An 18,642-nucleotide genomic window follows, 5' to 3' on the forward strand; every position below is an offset into this window, starting at 1 on the left:
AAGAAGTGAGCACCGCTGTAGTTTATGGGGACATCAGTCCGAATGTTGTAGATGGCTCGTCGATCTGGCTCATGTCAATAACCGAAACGCTTTCAAAGACATGCGATGAGGTCCATCTCCAGCTCAAAATGAAGCCGGATAACTATCGTCTCTTACAGTCCGTAGACAAGATTGAAAACGTCGTCCTACATCTTCCTCCGGACACCAGTTCTCCACTCAACGAGGAAGCCGCGGTTCCTGTCCTTGAATCGTTGGTCAACAGGGTCGGTGCTGACATCCTCGTTTCTCGAGGACTGAATTTGGCACACACATTAAGTCGCTCTTCGACCTTGGCGCCGATACTTTGGGCTTATATAACGGATCTTCCTTTCCCAATCACCAAGCTTTCTAAGACCAATGTGGGCCGTTTGCAAAGAATCTCGGCGAACTCTCGGAGAGTATTCGTACAAACTGAAGCGGCCCGAAGCTATCTAGAATCGATCGCTCCATTCGCGGCAGGGAAGACCTGCTTGATGCTCCCAATCGTACCGAGTGAGGCGTTTTCCAAGGAAAAGCGCGGGGAGAACTACGAACAGTCGGACAAGCTCCGCATTGTCTATGCGGGAAAGATGGCTAAGGACTGGAAGACACTCGAAATGCTGGAAATCCCCAAGCATCTCAGAAAGTTGGGAATCGAGTCAGAGCTATTAGTTGTCGGCGACAAGATAAATAGGGATAAGAGCGATCCTTCTTGGCACATCCAGATGAAAGAGGCGCTAGAGAAGGCAGCGGCAGATGCTGATAGCGGAGTTGAATGGTTAGGTGGTGTATCTCGGGATGAATCCATGGCAGCCATTTCGTCCGCCCATATTGGATTAGGTTGGCGGACAGCGGTACTAGATTCAAGCCTAGAGGTTTCCACAAAGGCGTTAGAATATTCTGCTCTTGGAACTCCTGCCTTAGTTAATTTTAACGATGACACCCGTGCTCTCTTCGGTAGCGATTATCCATTCTTTATTGATGCGCAAGCTACCGCAGTGGATGCTGCAAAGGTCATTGCTAAAACTGCAAACTCTATTGACCTAATGAGCCCAAAGGTTCGGGGCAAGGTAGCAAACTTTTCAATGGATTCAGCGGTAGAGCGTCTAACTGGCTACTTCGAAGCGGCCGGCATAGTCCGTTCTAGTAACCGTTCGGTGCCTATGGATGCGATTAAGGTCGTAATCGCTTCCCACGATTTCAAGTTCATGGGCGAATTAGTGGATGCGCTTGAGAAGGATCCTCGGTTCATACTCGAGAAGGACGTTTGGTCGTCTCTGCATCAGCATGACGAAGAACGCAGCCGAAACCTGGTCAATTGGGCGGACATTGTATTTTGCGAATGGTGTGGTCCGTCAGTCCGGTGGTATGCAGAGCATAAGCGACCAGGGCAGAGGCTAATTAGTCGTCTACATGGATTCGAACTTCGTGGCCCCGGCCCATGGATGAAGGAAATCGACTGGCAAGGCGTGGACGAATTGATTTTCGTTTCGCAGCATTACGAGGAAATGGCGCTGGAACGACTTCCACTGCAATCCACGGCTACTCGGGTAATTCCAAATGCAATTGATTTAGTGGACTTTGACCGGGAAAAGCTTTTTGGTGCTCAGTTCCATATTGGTCTGGTCGGCTACGTTCCCTTCTTAAAGCGACCAGATAGAGCTGTTTCATTCTTTGAAGAGCTATTGGAACACGACGACCGGTACGTCCTTCACATAAGAGGCAGGGCCCCTTGGGAATACCCTCACGAATGGAGTAAGCCGCTGCAGAAGCAGTTGTATCTAGATTTTTTCTCTTCTATTGCCTCGAACGAGCGACTACGGGATCACGTAGTGTTTGAAGATTTTGGGCCAGATATGGCGTCTTGGTTTAGGAAGATCGGCATTGTGTTGTCGCCAAGTGATGTGGAAAGTTTCCATCTTGCGCCTGCAGAAGGAATGGCCTCGCGTGCAGTCCCCATCGTGTGGGAGAGAGATGGGGCGAAGAACATTTTTGGTCCGTATGTAGATGAGGGTAGTGACCTCGCAATCGATCGCGTACTCGCCCTACGTGAACCGGAGACATTTGCAGAAGAGGGCCAAAAGGCACGTGAATACGCCTCCCGTTGGGGAGTTAAGAAAATTATTTCCGAATGGATCGATGCCTTGACTGGGCAAAATGTTGCTGTCAAGGAGTCTGAGCGTACGGAAACTATCTAGGAGCTAGGATGTCCATTTACCTTTTGGCGGTGCCTAAGAAGAAGCTTCGCTCTACCGTTTCTGACGACCTTGCAGAGCATAATTCCGAACTGCTACGTCGGTGCTTCCAGAAATACCGCAGTTTGGTCAGTGATCACTATCGGAGTGAAATAAAAGTTTCCACACCGGGACAGCATGGGACTGCATCTATAGGTGTGTGGAAAAGGACGAACGAGTCGAACCGCGTCGTCGCAAAGAAAGACTGGTGGGCGCATTCGAGCGGCCAGGATGTTTCCGAGCTCCTGTTCGAGAAGGTGTCCAGGCGTGGCGGCGAGGTTGTTTACACCGATCCTGTTTGGGGCAGCTATACGGCGATCTGGGGTGAGCGCTATCGCGATCGCGTCATACTATGGAACACAATTCCGGCTCTAGAAGCGGTACATTATGCGGAGACGGAAGATTATGTTTTCGCTAGCAACAGACCACTTCTTGCTGCAGTAGCAAGAGCAGAGGGAGAAGCTTCTCCAGTGGCATTGGAAACTGACTTTTTAGATCAGTATTTGATGTTTGGGTTTAACCTCGATGCCGTATCTCCGTTTGAAGGCGTATCTACGATTGCAGTGGACGAGGCACTCGAGGTTAATAGCGGAGAAGTAAAGATTATTCCTCGTCCCGCAGGTCTAATCGCTAATCTCCCTAACCTTCACTCTGAAGAGGAAGCAGCTGAAGCTCTCGCCGACGCGCTAAAGGCCTCTACGCAGAGAGCATTAGCGAACTTTTCGGGCAAGAACGTTCAAGTACGAATGAGTGGCGGTAAAGACAGCCGGCTATTGCTCGGACTAGTTAAGGACTCGGAGCAACCTGTCTATGGGGTAACCTTTGGCAAGCCGAATGATGAAGAGGTCCGAGTGGCACATAATTTGTGCCGAGCGGCTAAAAAGAACTTGGAAGTAACTGCACCATCCCCAGTTGATCGGTCAAGCTTGGCGGAAAAGGTTGATCGAACAATTCTCATGTCTGATGGCATCCCGGCATCTGAACCGCATACTTCTATTTATTATGGCTCCTCGCCGCGTGTTGCTGGTGACGCAATCATGCTGGGGCAGTGGCCACTAATGAAGGGCGGTCAGGCAAAGAAGCTGCACTATTCTGAGTCGGGCTTGCAAAACGCTTTGCGACGACAAGCCGGGTGGTTCGTAAACGAGGGGATCCGAGCGCAGTACGCTTACTTCCTTGAACAATGGCAGCGTGAAGTAGAGACATCTATCGATCTCGAGTACTTGTATCTCTTTGCCCGAAACTTTAGGTCGGGACGCTGGCTGCATGCACACATAAACCTTTACGAGCGTGATGCAGTCATTGCTTATCCAATCGCTGATGAAGAGGTAGCTGCGATTTCTGACGCTATGACGATGTCAGAGAAGGTTTCACAGCGTGTTCTCTTTAGGGCCTTAGAAATGATTTGGCCCGAAGCGAACCGCATTCCTTTGTCCAACGGCAATAAATGGCGGTTTGAGAGTGCTGGTCCGGCGGAGAATCTTGGAGAAGATTCCTTTGCCGAGCGATATGCCGAAGTTCCTGCTCACGAAAGCGATGAATTCTTACAGGTGGATCCTCGGCTTAAAGATTCAAAAGCGATAGAGTACACCAAGGTTGTGGCCGTTCAGATGGCCAGAGAATTGGTGGAATCTGCTAACTGGGATCTGCTCATTTCAAAGGTCACTCCCGAATTTGGGAAAATCTTGGAAGCGGCCGCGAACGGAGAACTTATCGTTCCCGAAAAGTCGTCTCAAAGAGAGATCGTGAAATTCATTTGGCGTTTGTACGTGGCTGATCGTTGGCTGCGGAAGGAATGGCTAGCGGCGAAAGATAGTTAGCCCAAGGCTGTAGGTCGGTGAACATGATGTGCTCATGCTCACCGACCTCACTTTTAGTCTTCGGTGGGAAATAGCTGCAGCTTTAGTTTGCAGAAGTCATGGCGAGAGGAAAGCATTTGCTTTTCTTTCAATGAGAAGGTCTCTTCTGTGCCTTTTGCAAACTTGTGCTGGGCGTAGTACGAGTCCAGATAGCGCGCGATGGGGTTTATAGATTCCCCGTAAGTGGGGTAGATAAAGGAGGTCGCGTGAGGGAAAGAGTTGACTTCCAAAACTCGTGGCATGTCGTCTTTCAAACTACGCACCATGATATCGACGCCGCCAGTGTATAGACCCGGAATCGCGGCAACTGCTCGAACAGCGGTGTCCCTAATTTCCTCTGAAATGATATCGGTGATATTTGCAGTTTCAGCACCGAAAGAAATATTAGAGATTGCGCTGAGGAGAACGCGTTCTCCTGCTTCGGGAATATCTGAGAAAGACAATGAATTGGAGCGCATGAACGCTTCCATGTTCGCGTTTCGGCGAAGAAGTCGCTTGCTTCGTGCGCGGTCCTTCTGACGCTCGTCATTTTTAAGCGCCATCAGTTCTTCGATGTTGTGGGTTCCGTCGCCGGTAACGTAGGCAGGGATTCGGATGATTGAACCGAAAAACTCTCCCTCCACAACGGTGACGCGCAATTCAAAGCCGTCAACCATTTCTTGGACAATTACCGAGGGCTCTCGCTTTCGTTCCTTTTGCATCTCCACGCATTCGTGGAAGCGCTCTTTGAAGTCCTGTTCAGTAACGTTAAGAAAAACTCCGAGACCTTGGGAGAAGCTTGGTGCTTTGACCACGACTTCTCTCCGGCCTTGAGCAAAAGCGGTGTCGAAGGCGTCGTCAGCCTCGTCCGGTCCAAAAACCTGGTACCAAGGAACATTAATGCCAGCGGTGTGCAGGATTTTTTGTGTTTTTACTTTGTTCTGGCAGATTCGTCCAGCTGTCTTAGTGCAGGTAGGTACGTTCCAAGGAGTAACTACTCCGATGGGATCATCTGCAGAATCCTTTAGAGTGATATACGGACGGTTCTTTTTCGAGCGGTCAATATGGAAGTTGCGCCCCGAGCGGCGGACAGTCCGAATCCACGCGTTGTGTATGCCCGTGGTGTAACCATCTTGCCAATAATTTTGTTCAAGGCTGGGCAGAGAATCCAGAATATGGTTTAGGTGCTCGGTACGCATGTAGTTCCAATCATCTGAGCTAGGAGTGGGTTGCTTATCGCACAGATTTTAGCAACGAGGTCAGGCTGACAAGTTAGTTCGCCTTGGTTCTCACTATTAAGCCCGAGGCGGTGCAGAGATTTAGCGGAGTTACGCCGACCCAGCAACGCCTAGAGCCTTAACTAGTGCCTAAGAGTAGAGCAGCTGTGTTCGCTCGATCTGGTCGACAATATAACTAGCCGCATTAACAGGCTCGCCGTAGCTTACATAGTGGTGGATGTCGAAGAAAGGCTGCGTATTGATCTCTAGAACTGTGATGTCGGCGTCAGGCTGCAAGGAAGAGGTGAAAATGTCTACTCCCACTGTTCCCGTCCCTGGGAAGGCCCGAGCAGCGCGCTCTGCAACCGCGATGTGTTGACGAGAAATTTTATCGATGACATTAAGCGTGAAGCCGCCGCCACCTACGGAGGATATTGGATTTAGAACGACTACTTCGCCGTGCTCGGGCACTTGCTCGAGTGTCCAAGGGCTTTCGGCTAGCCAATCTTCATCTATGTTTATCTCCGTAGATTTTAGGTAAGCATCGGCAAGTCGGCGTTGGAGCTCGAGATCCACCAGTTCTTGAACCGTATGCTTCCCGTCACCTACTACAAATGCGTTTAGCCTAGAGCAAGCAACGCGTACACGGCCACCGATGACTAAGACGCGTATATCGAAACCAGCGAAGTATTCTTCGATTACAATTTCATCGCCGTAGCCGCTGTCAGCTGCTTTAGACCAAGCCTTTTCAAAGGTCTCGGTATCTTTGATATTGAGAGACACGCCGCGCCCTCGGGTGCCGCCATTCGGCTTAACTACGACAGGGCGATCTTGCGCCTTAAAATATTCGAGGGCCTCAGCTTTAGTGGCTGAATTGAACTTCTGGCCGTTAGGCGTCGGCACGTTATTGGCTTGAAGAGTCAATTTTGTGGCCTGTTTGTCGTTGGAAACCCTTCTAGCGAACATGCTCTGGGTAGATGGGCCGTGATAAACGGTTCCTCCCACCGTTTTACCGTTATTCAAAAATATCCATGTGCCGTCTTTGACTTTTTGGGTCTCCCAGCCGCGGGACCTCGCTTCGCCCAGCATAAGTTTTGTGCGGGACTTAATCCGGTCATAAGTATTGATTGGCAGCTTTGGTTTCAAAATTTCGTCATTTACCAAAGCAATTAGGTTTCTAGGATCGTAGCTCACGTAGGCATAGTACATTTAAGATTCTCGCTTTTGTACCGACTAACTCACTAAAACTTATTCACTAGTTCGCCCCATCGATGACCCCTTCAAAATCTCCGCAACACGTCCGACGTAAATAGTGGCAGTTCCTTGAACTTTCATAAGATGCTGTCTCTAATGTGGTGGGGTTTCTATGGGGCCTGACCCCCGGAAAGTAGACACGTCGGGGGTTAGCTATGCTGCTTGGGTCAGTGTAGCTGATGTGAGCGCTTCGAAGTCATCGGGAGCTAGAAGGTTGCACCAGTAGTGCCGTCTGCGGGTGTTGTAGCGCATGCACCATCGGAAGACTTCTTGGCGGCAGACGATGGGATTGTCAAAGACTTTCCGATCACGCAGGACTTCACGCTTTAAGGTGGTGTTAAATGATTCTGCCAGGGCATTATCGGCACTCGTTCCCACTGCTCCCATGGATTCGCGCACGCCAAGCTGGGCGCAGTGGTCCCTAACAGCCTGTGAGGTGTACACACTGCCATGATCAGAATGGAAAATTGCCCCTTTAAGGCTTCCGCGGACTTTCCTGGCATGAGATAAAGCTTCGATAACCAGCGATACCCGCATGTGATCTGCGAGCGCATAACCTGCAAGTTTCCGCGAGTAAGTGTCAATAACTGTGGCCAAATACATGTTCTTGCCGCCCTTACACGGCAGGTAGGTGATATCGCCTACGTAAACGTGATTCGGCCTGTCAGCTGTGAATCTGCGGCCTACTAGATCTTGCATGACTCGACGTCCAGGCTTGCGCCTGATGGTGATACACCGACGCCGCTTAGTAAAGCCTTTCAGCCTCATGGATTTCATGATGCGTGCGACCTTCTTGTGATTGATCGGAGGAAAGTCCGTATCGTCGTTGAGGTTTGCAGCAATGCGTTTTGCACCATAAAGCCCGAGCTCATCATCGAAGATGGTCTTGATTCGTGCACCAATAAGAGCATCAGAACACATCTTTAACCTGCGTTCTTCGTGAGTGTTGGCCCATTTGTAGAACGAGGAGCGATTGAGCTTTAACACCTGGCACATCCGCTTAACCGAGTATTCGGTTCGGTGGTCATAGACAAACTGGAAGCGGATTACCAGCGTGTCTCTTCGGCAAAATATTTCGCGGCCTTGCGTAGGACGTCGCGTTCTTCGCGCAGCTTCGAGACTTCTTTTTCTAGCTGGCGGATCCGTTCAGAAGCAGTCGTCTCCTGGGCCTTGTCGCGCATGGTCTTCGTGCGGGCACGTTTGCCAGTGCCGTACTGCTTAAGCCAGGAATAAAGTGAGGAGCGATTGATTCCTAGCTCTGCTGCAGCCGTGTGAAGTGAGAGGTCCTCATTGTTTTCGTAGAGGGCCACAGCATCACGTTTGAACTGTTCGGAATACCTAGGCATGGTGGTAGATTACCTTTCTTCCCAACCCAACCGGGCTGGATATCAGGTGTCTACCAAACAGGGGTCAGGTTCGGAGCACAACGTATAAAAATACCCACGCGGCGCGCATGATGGCGCCGTGTGGGTTGGGGAAGAGGACTAGAAATTAGTCCTGTGCAACACCGACGTTGACTTCGATGTTGCCGCGGGTGGCCTTGGAATAAGGGCACATCTGGTGGGCGGCGTCGGCAAGCTCCTGTGCCTTGGCGTCCTCAACGCCTGGGATGGTGACCTCGAGGTCAACGCCGAGGAAGAAGCCCTCGTCGTTCTTGCCCAGCTTAACGCGGGCGCCGACGGAGGAATTCTCCACGTCAACACCCTTGTCCTTGGCCACTGCCTTGAGTGCGGAGTGGTAGCAGGCGGCGTAACCGGCAGCGAAAAGCTGCTCCGGGTTAGCGCCCTCACCGCTGCCGCCCATTTCCTTTGGGGCGGTCATGGTGAAGTCCAGATCGGAATCCTTGACTACGGCGCGGCCGTCGCGGCCTGCTCCGGTGGACAGTGCTTCGGTGGTGTATACGGCGTCCATAATGACTCCTTTTCTATCGGGTCTTTGTACGTCCGCCGATTGTACGCAAGAATTCTAGTCCTCGACGACGTTGACGGTGACCTCAATATTGCCCCGGGTGGCATTGGAGTAGGGGCAGACCTGGTGGGCGGCGTCGGCAAGCTGCTGGGCTGTGGCCTTGTCTTGAGCTGGGATGGAAACCTCCAGGTCCACTGCGAGCTGGAAGCCTTCGCCCTGCTTTCCGATGCCCACTCGTGCACCCACCGCAGAGTCACCCAACTCGACCTTCTGGTTGCGGGCCACGGCCTGCAGGGCGGAGTGGAAGCAAGCGGCGTAGCCGGCGGCAAAAAGCTGCTCTGGGTTGGCACCTTCGCCGCTGCCGCCCATCTCCTTAGGGATAGCAAGGTGAAAGTCCAGGTCGGAGCCCGTGACGGCGGCGTGGCCGTTGCGGCCTGCTCCGGTGGCTAGCGCCTCGGTGGTGTACATGGCGTCCATGATTGCTCCTTTGGATTTTACAATCCGGTTTTAATATTCACTTTTGATTGTACACAATTAAATTGCGGACAATATTTTCTTGGCGTCTATACTTTTGGCTATGAATGACGCGCCCACTGATTACCTTTCTCTCGATAGTCAGCTGTGCTTCTCGATTTACCGTGCGAGTAGGGCGGTAGTGCGTTCCTATCGGCCATTCCTCGATGAGCTGGGGCTGACCTACCCCCAATACCTGGTCATGTTGGTGCTGTGGGAGGCCGACGAACCGGTGCCACTTAAATTCATTGATTCTCGCCTCGGTTTGGATAGCGGCACGCTTACCCCGCTGCTTAAGCGCCTAGAAAAGCAGGGGTACGTGGAGCGACGCCGTGATCCCGCCGACGAGCGCCGCACCCTCGCTAGCCTCACCGCCGACGGCGACGCCCTGCGCTCCCGCGCCGAGTGCATCCCCGAAGCAATGGCCGAGGCTTATGAGAAGTTGGGCCTCAACCTAGTGGAATTTAAAGAGTCTCTCGATATCCTCGCCGCTACTCCCGTCGACGTGGAGCTACCGTGGCCGTCCGAAGAAGACTTTGTGAGGTAGGGGGGGCTTAGTTCGTCGTGGCCACGCGCTTGGACCATATGCTTTTGTCGGCGGTTTCGAATGAGGCGCGAACTGTTTTGTCTCCGGGCTTTTCGCACGTGAGAACTCGCTGGTCGCTGCCCATGCGGCAGTCAAGGTCATAGGATTGCTTGGTCGCCGGGCTGCTGGCGGAGACATCCGCGTGGTATACCGATGTCACCGTGGGATCTGGGGAGCGCAGAGTGTAGCTGGCCTGCATCGCGGCATCAAAGACCGCGGCGGCGAATTCGCAGGAGGTCGCATCGCCGGCGTCGATGGAGTCGCCCGACGATGATGTGCCACAGTAGCCGCCAATCTGGCCTACATGGATGTTGTGTTTGCCGTCGGCCGGTGGTGTGGGCTGCTCTGGGGCTGCCTCTTTGGTGACCGTTTCGGTGCGACGTTGCTTCGTTTCCTTCTCCGGGCTGGTTTCTTCTGCATTTTCACCAGCCGGGGAGTTGCTATCTTGCGCAGTGGAGAAGGCTGGCTCTTCTGCTGGGGTGGAATCAGAGTTGGAGTCTGAACCGGAGCCGCAGGCGCTTAGCACAAGACCGGTAGCGAGGAGCACGGACGCGAGAGGGAGAATGGAAGGGCGTTGCATAGGGATACTGTAGCGCCCTTCGGGGTGTGGCGCGCGGCTAATGGTCTATACGAGCGGGTGGAACTGGCGCACCTTCGGGTGGCAGAACCTTCGGGTACTTTGTGGCTGTGCCGGCGGAAGTGGGTGCTCCGGCTGCACCGCTGGTTGCGGCGGCATCGGCGTTGCTGGTGAGGGAAGGGCGGTGGGGAGTGGGGTCCCAGTGGGCGTCGACAAGCGTGCGCTGGCATACCCAGCCCAAAGCCAAAATAGCCAGTGCGATAAGGGCGATGAAGACGAGCCCCAGTGCACCGTCGGCGTGAATGGACCAGCCCAGCAGCAGGCCGAGCCAGCCAAAGTCAGCGTCGCCGAAAGTGGTATTCGCGGAGCCGAAGGAACCAAGGACACCGAGGAGGAACGCCGGCAGGAAAGTAATGATGAGGCCGTTGACAAAAGCACCGAGCGCGGCACCACGGCGGCCGCCGGTGGCATTGCCATAAACGCCTGCTGCACCGCCGGTGAAGAAGTGCGGCACCAAACCAGGCAGAATCAAAGCCACGCCAAAGGCTGGGTTAAGCCAAGCGGAAAGGACGGCAAGGTCCGTCAAGTACAGCCTGTGGTAGGGAGAAATAGGCTCGATTTCACTTTAGGCTTTGTATCTCGGCGGGCTTCGCTTTTTCCATTAGCTAGAGCGCGAGATATACGCCCGTTGTGCGTGGACAGTTAATCAAGCTCGAAAGTTTGGCGTCCGATTTCATCTTGGCTGAAGGACTTAGTTGCAACAAGGTCCACAGGGGTAGTTAGATCATCGAGCTCGTAGGTTATGGTTCCAGCGACAGTGCCTCCCTTTTTAATCTGCTCAAGCTGAGTATCGTCAGTTTCAGGATCAATATAGGAACCGAGGTCGAGCTCGTTTACTTTATTCGGATCATTGTCTTGGATGGCGGTGAAGTACACGACAAAGTCGGTGGTGGTTAGAGTTTCATCCGTTTTATTGGTTACGTCATAGTTAAAGACGAGAAGTGGCTTTTCACCTATTTCATTACCAGGCTCACCGGACTTGATAACACGGTGATCGGTTATTTCGAACTTGGCGGCTGGAACATCCAGGACTCCATTTTTAAAGGTTTGGCCAAAATCCGTGCTCTTTAGCTCTCTAATGGTTGTCGGATCATCCTTCACTTTCTTCATGTGTGTGGTGAATTCCTTATCTTCAATCGCGACCTTGAAAGTTAAGGCGTCGTCATCGATAGAGAAATCTTTCTTGTCGGACGAAGCAGCCATCCACTCAGAGGCGGTGGCAACGGTATCGCGGTTTGAAGTAACGGTCTCGCCGGATGCGGCGGCTTGAGCGTCAAAAGTGCCAATCCAGTAGATCATGCGATTTTCGCCGTTGTCCATGACCCATTCGATGGTGATGACGTCATCGGTGATGCTGGCCTCCATCCAGCCATCTTCAGAAGCGCTGTCCTCTTGCTTCCACGTTCCAATTACGGACTTCGCATCGGCCTGTGCATCGGACGCGGAATTACTGGAGTCGCTCGTCTTTGAGCTGTCACTACCGCTATCCGAGCAGGAGGTAAGCGTGAGAGCAGAGACGAGAATGAGAGAAGAGAGTAGTTTGCGCATAATTAACTTCTACCCGCAGGGGGTAGGAAGCGTACAAATACTCAATAGCGAAGGGGGCAAATTGGTCTTTGGCCGCTCTTTGACTAATCTTTTCAGGGCAGAGAGTCGCCCAAGTGGGCGTGCAATCTGCGTGGGGCTATAGCTCAGTCGGTTAGAGCTACGGACTCATAATCCGTTGGTCGCGGGTTCGAGCCCCGCTGGCCCCACGGTGATAGGGAGGCGTCGGCAAGCAGTGCTGGCGCCTTCTTGCGCTTATCTGCGCATATGGGTGTGCTGATTGCGCAAGGGCGGGCGGTGAAGTCTAATAACTATATGGTTGAAGTAGATCCGCTCATTGAATCTCTCTACCGCTGGTCCGATATCAGTGGTGTGCTGCTGATGGGAATCATCGGTGGCACTATGGCGCGCAAGCGTGGCTACGATATCATCGGCTTTTTCTTCATTGCGATGTTCTCGTCGCTAGGCGGCGGCATGGTGCGCGACGTGCTCATTAACCGCGGCACCGTCGCGGCAATGAGCCAGCCGGAATACCTCTACTTGGCTTTTACCGGCGCGCTGATTGCTCGCTTTGTGTACTTCAAAGGCAAGACCTGGGATTATCTGCAAGCGCATGGCGACGCCGTCGTTTCCGGCCTGTGGGCCGCCACCGGCGCGGTGAAGGCTATTACCTACGGCCTGCCGCTTATTCCCTGCATCATGATGGGCGTGTTTACCGCCACGGGTGGTTCGATGATTCGTGACATCGTGATGGGGCGCGAGCCGAGCGTATTTGGTGATAACCAGCCAACAGTTATTCCGGCCGTGGCTTGTGCGATTATTGTGCTGGTTGGCCACCATTTCGACATGATGGCCGTGGGCATGATCATTGGACCTTTGGTCTCCATCTTCTTGGCGCTGCTGGGCATTTGGGCGGGGTGGCGCGTGCCGGCCTACCAAGACTGGGCACCTATTAATGACACCGCCGCACAGGTGAAGGTCCTTGCGAAAAAGGCCGAGAATAAAAGCCGTGCCGTCGGCCGCCGCCTCGAGCCGCACCGCCTACGTTCTTGGCGCCACCGCCAGATGGAGGCAGCGCTGCAGCGCCGCATTGAAAAGGAAGTGCGCTCTGGTAAGCGGCGCGTAGAAGCCGCCGCAGAGGCCAGCGAATTTCTGGAGTCCTTCGAATCCGATGTGGATCAGCTCAGCGCAGTGGTAGCAGAAGGCGATGATACGGACTTCGGCGTGGACCTCACCGGTGATTCCTACACCGAGGAGGAACAGGCCTCCCACGAGGAATCCCAACGCCTCCTTGATGCCATTCTGGAAGATGACAAGCTTACGGATGAACTCATTGATCGCCTCATGAAGCGCTATGACTCCCGCGACTAGCCCGCGGTTCTTTAGCGCGGCGGCTTAGCGCCCAACCGCGCCGCAAACCTGCGGGTCCGTGATATAGCCTTGCTCGCAGCCATATTGGGTCTGGATTTCTCCGGAGCTCTTATTCCGGTTGCCGTTGGCATCGTTGCCATAGCCGCACAGGTAGGCCGGACACTCCGCACTCGGCCCATTGGGCGCTTGTACTGGCGGTTGAGCGTTTGATTCCTTGCACAACGCGGCAAACTCCACCCAGGTGCCGTCCGCGCATTGGTACTGCGCGGTGTTTTCCTGCTGCCGGTTTTCGGTAGGCGGTTGCACGGCTTCCTGATTTTCTGTTTGTGGTTCGGCGTGCTGCACGGCCTCTGTAGTTGCTACTTCCGTGGTCGTTTTTTCTGTGGACGTTTCCTCGGTGCTGGATTCTGTAGAGCTCGTTTCAGAGGCCGTTTCCGTAACGGTTTCTTTCACCGTGGAAATGGTGGTGGCGGTTTCGTCGCTGCCGCCGCAACCGGTGACAAAAAGGGCTAGGGAAAAGAAGGGAATAAGGAATGATTTCTTCATGCCCCACACAGTAGCCAAACAAGGCGGCGGGTGCCGGAGTCTGTGCAGGGCATACGGGGGATAGAGGCTGTGCGAGGGGGAGTGTTTGCATGGTGGCTGGCAGTGAACTGGCATCCAGTTTTCAGCTCCGCGGCCTACGGTAGAGGCATGAACCTGAAGTATTACTTCTACGAGCTGTGGAGCATCTTCGTGGACCACGGCTTACCGCTTATCGCGCTGCTGCTGATCGGTATTTTGATACCGCGCGTTGGTAGGCTGGCGATCCGCATCATAGAGCGCCGCCTCGATGAAGATGAAGAATCCACCAAGGCGCGTCTAGCGCTGACCGGTGCGCTGGTATACATCGTGCAGGCCATCGCGTACTTCCTGATCATTTGGGCCGCGCTGACCAATATTGGCGTGCCTGCGGTAGGCGCGGCGGTGCCGGCGACGATAGTTTCGGCCGCCGTGGGTTTTGGCGCCCAGTCCATCATTGCGGATTTCCTCTCCGGCTTTTTCATCCTTTCGGAAAAGCAATTCGGTGTAGGCGATTACGTCAGCTTCGATGGCGTGACCGATGTGGAAGGCACCGTGGTGATGCTGACTTTGCGCACCACCAAGGTGCGCACCCCCACAGGCGAGCTGGTCACCGTGCCCAATAGTTCTGCCGGCGCGGTAACGAACTATTCCCAGGAATGGTCGCGTGCCGTGGTCAACTTCGACGTGCCCGTGCAAGAAGGCGAGACCTTGCCAGAGATTACCCGCCGGGTGCGCACCATTTCTGAGCAGGCTATCCAAGAGCCATCCATCGCCGTGGATGTCAACGGTGAGCTGGAGGTGCTGCCGGCCACGCAGCTGGTTGCCCCGCAGGCCGCCGGCCAATCGTGGCACGTGACCTACCGCGTACTGGTCACCGTTAACCCGGCCCGCCAATGGGCGGTGGAACGCGCCATTCGCTCGGCGCTGCTCTCGGAATTCTGGGATCACTACAATGTGGCCGATCTCGATGAACTGCAGCGCCCGCTGACCCCACCGCAGGGAAATACCGCGGCTCAAGAATCCGTAAAGGATGCTTCCACCGCAGGGGAGGGCCACCACCCTGAGACGAAGGTGGAGCGCGGTGCCGCCACCGCGGACGCTGAGGTGGATGGCCCGGCTAGTGACGGCCCCGGAAAACCCGCGCTGCCTGATGCGGACGATCAAGAACCAGAGCCCTCCCAGGGCATCTGGCGTGGCTTGGAGACCAATAGCAAGTTCCAAAAGATCGCCACATTCGGCGGCCGAGTCCGCGCCTCCACCACGGGCCTTGTCCTCGCGCTGCTTGTCGTCGGTGCCTTGGCCTTGGCCTCGAGCAATCCCGAAAACGCGGACGCGGGCTGGCTCTCGCCAGAGCACTGGCGCGATAGCGGCAAGGAAACCTCTTCCTCGCAGCTTTCCGACGCCCCCTCAAACCAACCCACCCCTGAAACCACCGAGACCGGTACACAGTCCGAACCAACGGAAGATAGTGCCGCTCCTACGGAGACCGACTACCCACAGGGTACTAATGACGCTGGCACGACTGATACGCCTGCCGGCGGCAGGCAGGGAACAGGCGCTACTGGTAATGCCTCCCCGGCCCCGAGTGCCCCCAATGGCGCAGACAACGCGGGGACAGATTCCGGGACCGGCGCCGGCACTGTGCCCACTGCGGGAGGTGACGCCGGCGACGGCGCCCAAGCTTCCGGAACGGCCGGTAGCGCAGGCACAGAGATTCCGGCAGAGCCTCGTCAGTAGGATGTGCCCTCCATTTCGACCATTGCTTCCTATTGTGGTTGGCAAAGCCGGCATGATCGCTCATGTCGTAGCTCTTGACGTGCAGAAATGATTTTGTGTGGCAAAGGGGAAATAGTGCGAGCTAGCTGCGCGTTGCACCTAGCATGACTTCACTATTTGAACCTCTGGAACTTGGCCGATACACGATAGATAATCGCGTGACCATGGCGGCGCTGACCCGCCAGCGCGCAGGCGAAAGCGGTGTGCCTACCGAGCTGCACCAGAAGTACTACTCGCAGCGTGCCACGGCCGGGCTGGTTGTCACGGAGGGCACCTTCCCGGCGTGGACCAACCGCGCATTCCCAGGCCAGGCAGGCATTGCCACCGAGGAGCAGGCAGAAGGCTGGCGTGCGGTAGCAGACCGCGTTCACGAGGCCGGCGGCACCTTGTTCATGCAGATCATGCATGGTGGCCGCACCAGCCACCCAGATCTGATTGACGGTGCAGATCCAGAGGCCCCGAGCTCCTTCGATTGGGGCGGAACCGTGCGTGGCTTTTCCGGCAAAATGGATGCGCCGGTCCCGCGGGAGCTGAAGAAGGAAGAGCTGCCGCGCATCGTGGAGGAATTCCGCCAGGGTGCGCGCCGGGCTATCGATGCCGGCGTTGACGGCGTGGAAATCCACGGCGCGAATGGCTACCTGCTGCACGAGTTTATGGCGGCCTCGTCCAATAAGCGCGAGGATGAATTCGGCGGCAGCCCGGAAAATCGCTGGCGCCTGCCGGAGATGGTCATCCGCGCCGTGGCGGAGGAAATCGGTGCCGACCGCGTCGGTGTGCGGTTCTCGCCGGCGCACAATGTGCAGGGTGTTATCGAGGATGACCAGGACGACATGCTGGCCACCTACGGCGGACTGCTCGATGCCCTGGCGCCGCTGAACCTGGCTTATGTGTCGCTGCTACACGGCGAGCCGGAAAGCGAGCTTATCGCCACGCTGGCGCAAAAGGCCCGCGCAAATGGCGTGACCAAGGTGCTGATGAATGATGGCTTCCCCACGGTGACTTCCAAGGAAGATGCGCAACGTGAAATCGAGCTGGACTACGTGGATGCCGCAGTGGTGGGCCGCCAGCTCATCGCCAACCCGGACCTAGTGCGCCGCTGGCGTGAGGGCTTGGAGCTCAACGAGCCGGACCAGGATACGTTCTACCTGGGCGGCGAGCGTGGCTACATTGATTATGAATATGCCGCGGACTAGGGAAAAATCCGCGGCATAAAGGGGGGCCGAGAGGCATCAGAGTGATAGGTAGTGAAATTCCCCAGAGAGGGTCTTTCACTATTCCTATCGAAGGTGTACTACCCGTTCGTTAACACCAAGTGCCTGTCATGTGACAGAACTTACAACTACTTGGTATAGCCCTTGCCTGGGCGCCAGGTCATGGTCACAGCCTCGCGCACCGGGGACTTAGCGGACAGCAGGTTATCCACACGCAGCCAGTGCATTTCTGCGGAATCCGGGCGCACGGTTACAAAGCTATAGCCGTGGTGGTCCAAGTCCACGTGGCGGGTGTGCGGGTTGGCACCTAGCAGGTAACGCTCGGCAAGCTTGGAAAGCTCGTTGCCTTCCGGCAGCTTGAGCTGCTCGTTGACATTGGGTGCAGAAACGGAGGCGCAGACCAGCTCGGCGCCAAAGATGCAGCCATCCTTGCTGATATTATGCGCCCACTCGGAATGGATATCGCCGGTGACAAAGAGGGTGTGGGCATCGTGCTTGGAAAGGGCGTCGATAAGCAGGCGGCGCTCTGCAGAGTAGCCATCCCACTGGTCGCCATTGACCGGAATGCCGGTGATATTGGAAGACAGCGAGGAAGAAACCGGCTTGGTCTTGTCATCCTTTTGCAGGGTAGCCAGGTTCATGGGGGAGAACATGACGGAATTGCCCAGCATATTCCACTTCGCAGAAGAGGTCTCAATCTTATTGAGCAGCCAATTATATTGCTCGGATCCGAGCATCGTGCGGCCTTCTGCGGCCATCTTGTGCGGGCCAAAGCGCACCTGCTCATCGCGGTAGGTGCGCAGGTCCATCATGGTTAGTTCCACCAGGTCACCAAAAGTCAGGCTGCGGTAGAGGTGGCCCTGCTCGGAAGGATTGGTTGCGCGCACCGGCATCCACTCGAAGTAGGCCTGCATTGCGGCCTTGCGGCGGTCGAGGAAGGCGCCCTCCTTGCCCTCGGTGTGGTTTTCGGCGCCCTCGCGCCAGTTATCGTTGGCCACCTCGTGGTCATCCCACACCACAACCCACGGCAGTGCCCCGTGTGCGGCTTGCAGGTTTTCATCGGTGCGGTAGCGGCCGAAGCGAATCCGGTAATCCTCTAACGAGATAATCTCGTGCGCAGGGTGGTGCAGGCGCACCGGGCCATTACCGGCGTACTCGCGCTGCGGGTATTCGTAGATATAGTCGCCCAAGAAGATCATATAATCCAGCTGGTTGGCGCGGCCGCGCTGGGCAATATCGCCATAGGCGTTAAAGAAGCCGGACTCCCAGTTTGCACAGCTAGCCACACCGAAGGTGAGCTCTTCTGGGGAGGCGCTCAGCGCCGGGGCGGTCTTGGTACGGCCAATGGGCGAGTACTTATCCTGCGCCTTAAAGCGGTAAAAGTACACGGTCTCCGGCTCTAGGCCGTGCGGATCCACGTGCACGGTGTGGTCCTGGTTGGCGTCGGTGGTCACTTCGCCCTGCTTGACGACGTCCCCGAACCCCTCATCCTTGGCAATTTCCCACTCCACCCGGGTGGCCTCGCCCAGGCCGGATCCCGGCATGGCATCGGCATCCGGGGTTACGCGGGTCCACAAAATGACCGAATCCGGAATAGGATCGCCCGAGGCAACGCCGTGGAGGAAGGGGCGCTCGCCCAGTTGGGGCTCTACCATGTGCTGCTCCACGCGCGGGGAGAGGCTGCTTTGGGCATTGGCAGAGTTGGCGGCGGCGGTGGACAAAGCGATGGCGGCGCCGGCGGTGCCGGTGGTTTGCAGGAAGCGGCGGCGATTGACGTTTCCGCGGGCAGAAGCGGACTGATTCTGAGAATTACTAGGCATGATTTAAAGCTTCGTCATGTTTGCCGCCTGTGCAAGCGATCCTAGGCCAATTACATAAAGAGTTCTTTTTGTCTTAACTGGCGGTTAACTTCCTTGCCCCTCGCCCGGCCCTAGAGTGCGGGCCTTGGGCGGGCTTGGCTCAGTAGGCTG

At 55.4% G+C, this 18,642-nt stretch carries 15 protein-coding genes, 1 tRNA gene and 1 pseudogene; 7 read left to right on the forward strand and 10 right to left on the reverse strand.

Annotated elements, in window-relative coordinates:
• Positions 1 to 5: 5 nt before the first annotated feature.
• Together QP990_RS10775 and QP990_RS10780 are read left to right on the forward strand one after the other, a co-directional pair.
• Positions 6 to 2,216 carry a glycosyltransferase gene (locus tag QP990_RS10775; protein ID WP_284799186.1) on the forward strand — a complete coding sequence of 737 codons (2,211 nt, stop codon included), beginning with the start codon at positions 6 to 8 and terminating at the stop codon, positions 2,214 to 2,216.
• Between the two features lie 8 nt (positions 2,217 to 2,224).
• On the forward strand, positions 2,225 to 4,072 hold the full coding sequence (locus tag QP990_RS10780) for a hypothetical protein (RefSeq protein ID WP_200288813.1): 1,848 nt from the start codon (positions 2,225 to 2,227) through the stop codon (positions 4,070 to 4,072).
• A gap of 53 nt (positions 4,073 to 4,125) precedes the next feature.
• On the opposite strand, the gene QP990_RS10785 is transcribed toward QP990_RS10780, so the two are convergent.
• From QP990_RS10785 to QP990_RS10805, 5 genes are all read right to left on the reverse strand, one after another.
• Complete coding sequence (locus QP990_RS10785) at positions 4,126 to 5,289, reverse strand: hypothetical protein (protein ID WP_200288814.1); 1,164 nt, start codon at positions 5,287 to 5,289, stop codon at positions 4,126 to 4,128.
• Positions 5,290 to 5,457: 168 nt separating this feature from the next.
• Positions 5,458 to 6,501, reverse strand: a complete 1,044-nt coding sequence (locus QP990_RS10790) for an ATP-grasp domain-containing protein (protein ID WP_200288815.1) — start codon at positions 6,499 to 6,501, stop codon at positions 5,458 to 5,460.
• 213 nt (positions 6,502 to 6,714) lie between these two features.
• Positions 6,715 to 7,907 (reverse strand): IS3 family transposase gene (locus QP990_RS10795; protein WP_396127285.1). Its coding sequence is split into 2 segments (ribosomal slippage): positions 6,715 to 7,625 and positions 7,625 to 7,907, totalling 1,194 coding nucleotides; the frame shifts between segments, so codons are not numbered across the junction.
• Positions 7,908 to 8,052: 145 nt separating this feature from the next.
• The gene (locus tag QP990_RS10800) at positions 8,053 to 8,472 is read right to left on the reverse strand and encodes an organic hydroperoxide resistance protein (protein ID WP_049358550.1); all 420 of its coding nucleotides are present in this window, start codon (positions 8,470 to 8,472) and stop codon (positions 8,053 to 8,055) included.
• A gap of 54 nt (positions 8,473 to 8,526) precedes the next feature.
• Positions 8,527 to 8,946 carry an organic hydroperoxide resistance protein gene (locus QP990_RS10805; RefSeq protein WP_284799193.1) on the reverse strand — a complete coding sequence of 140 codons (420 nt, stop codon included), beginning with the start codon at positions 8,944 to 8,946 and terminating at the stop codon, positions 8,527 to 8,529.
• 100 nt (positions 8,947 to 9,046) lie between these two features.
• On the opposite strand from QP990_RS10805, the gene QP990_RS10810 reads away from it, so the two are divergent.
• Entirely contained in the window at positions 9,047 to 9,529 is a 483-nt protein-coding gene (locus QP990_RS10810; protein WP_284799196.1) for a MarR family winged helix-turn-helix transcriptional regulator, read from the forward strand.
• 7 nt (positions 9,530 to 9,536) lie between these two features.
• Here the strand turns inward: QP990_RS10810 and QP990_RS10815 are convergent, their stop codons facing one another.
• From QP990_RS10815 to QP990_RS10825, 3 genes and pseudogenes are all read right to left on the reverse strand, one after another.
• A complete protein-coding gene (locus tag QP990_RS10815; RefSeq protein WP_284799198.1) occupies positions 9,537 to 10,148 on the reverse strand; it encodes a hypothetical protein in 612 nt (203 codons plus the stop codon).
• A gap of 37 nt (positions 10,149 to 10,185) precedes the next feature.
• Positions 10,186 to 10,731 (reverse strand): annotated as a pseudogene (locus QP990_RS10820) (PTS transporter subunit IIC); the annotation flags it as partial.
• Between the two features lie 116 nt (positions 10,732 to 10,847).
• Positions 10,848 to 11,753, reverse strand: a complete 906-nt coding sequence (locus tag QP990_RS10825) for a DUF5067 domain-containing protein (protein ID WP_284799201.1) — start codon at positions 11,751 to 11,753, stop codon at positions 10,848 to 10,850.
• 132 nt (positions 11,754 to 11,885) lie between these two features.
• On the opposite strand from QP990_RS10825, the gene QP990_RS10830 reads away from it, so the two are divergent.
• Positions 11,886 to 11,959 (forward strand) — tRNA-Ile (locus QP990_RS10830).
• A 106-nt stretch (positions 11,960 to 12,065) separates the two neighbouring features.
• Positions 12,066 to 13,121 carry a trimeric intracellular cation channel family protein gene (locus tag QP990_RS10835; protein WP_284799204.1) on the forward strand — a complete coding sequence of 352 codons (1,056 nt, stop codon included), beginning with the start codon at positions 12,066 to 12,068 and terminating at the stop codon, positions 13,119 to 13,121.
• A 24-nt stretch (positions 13,122 to 13,145) separates the two neighbouring features.
• Here QP990_RS10835 and QP990_RS10840 read toward each other — a convergent pair whose 3' ends face one another.
• Positions 13,146 to 13,667 carry a hypothetical protein gene (locus tag QP990_RS10840; RefSeq protein WP_284799207.1) on the reverse strand — a complete coding sequence of 174 codons (522 nt, stop codon included), beginning with the start codon at positions 13,665 to 13,667 and terminating at the stop codon, positions 13,146 to 13,148.
• A 147-nt stretch (positions 13,668 to 13,814) separates the two neighbouring features.
• Here QP990_RS10840 and QP990_RS10845 point away from each other — a divergent pair, with 147 nt between their 5' ends.
• A complete protein-coding gene (locus QP990_RS10845; RefSeq protein WP_284799210.1) occupies positions 13,815 to 15,422 on the forward strand; it encodes a mechanosensitive ion channel domain-containing protein in 1,608 nt (535 codons plus the stop codon).
• 143 nt (positions 15,423 to 15,565) lie between these two features.
• Positions 15,566 to 16,654, forward strand: a complete 1,089-nt coding sequence (locus QP990_RS10850; RefSeq protein WP_248099845.1) for an alkene reductase — start codon at positions 15,566 to 15,568, stop codon at positions 16,652 to 16,654.
• 146 nt (positions 16,655 to 16,800) lie between these two features.
• Here the strand turns inward: QP990_RS10850 and QP990_RS10855 are convergent, their stop codons facing one another.
• Positions 16,801 to 18,492: an alkaline phosphatase gene (locus QP990_RS10855; RefSeq protein WP_284799215.1), complete on the reverse strand. Its 1,692-nt coding sequence runs from the start codon at positions 18,490 to 18,492 to the stop codon at positions 16,801 to 16,803.
• Positions 18,493 to 18,642 lie beyond the last annotated feature (150 nt).

The organism is Corynebacterium sp. MSK071 (assembly GCF_030232125.1).
Classification (GTDB): Bacteria; Actinomycetota; Actinomycetes; order Mycobacteriales; family Mycobacteriaceae; genus Corynebacterium; species Corynebacterium kefirresidentii.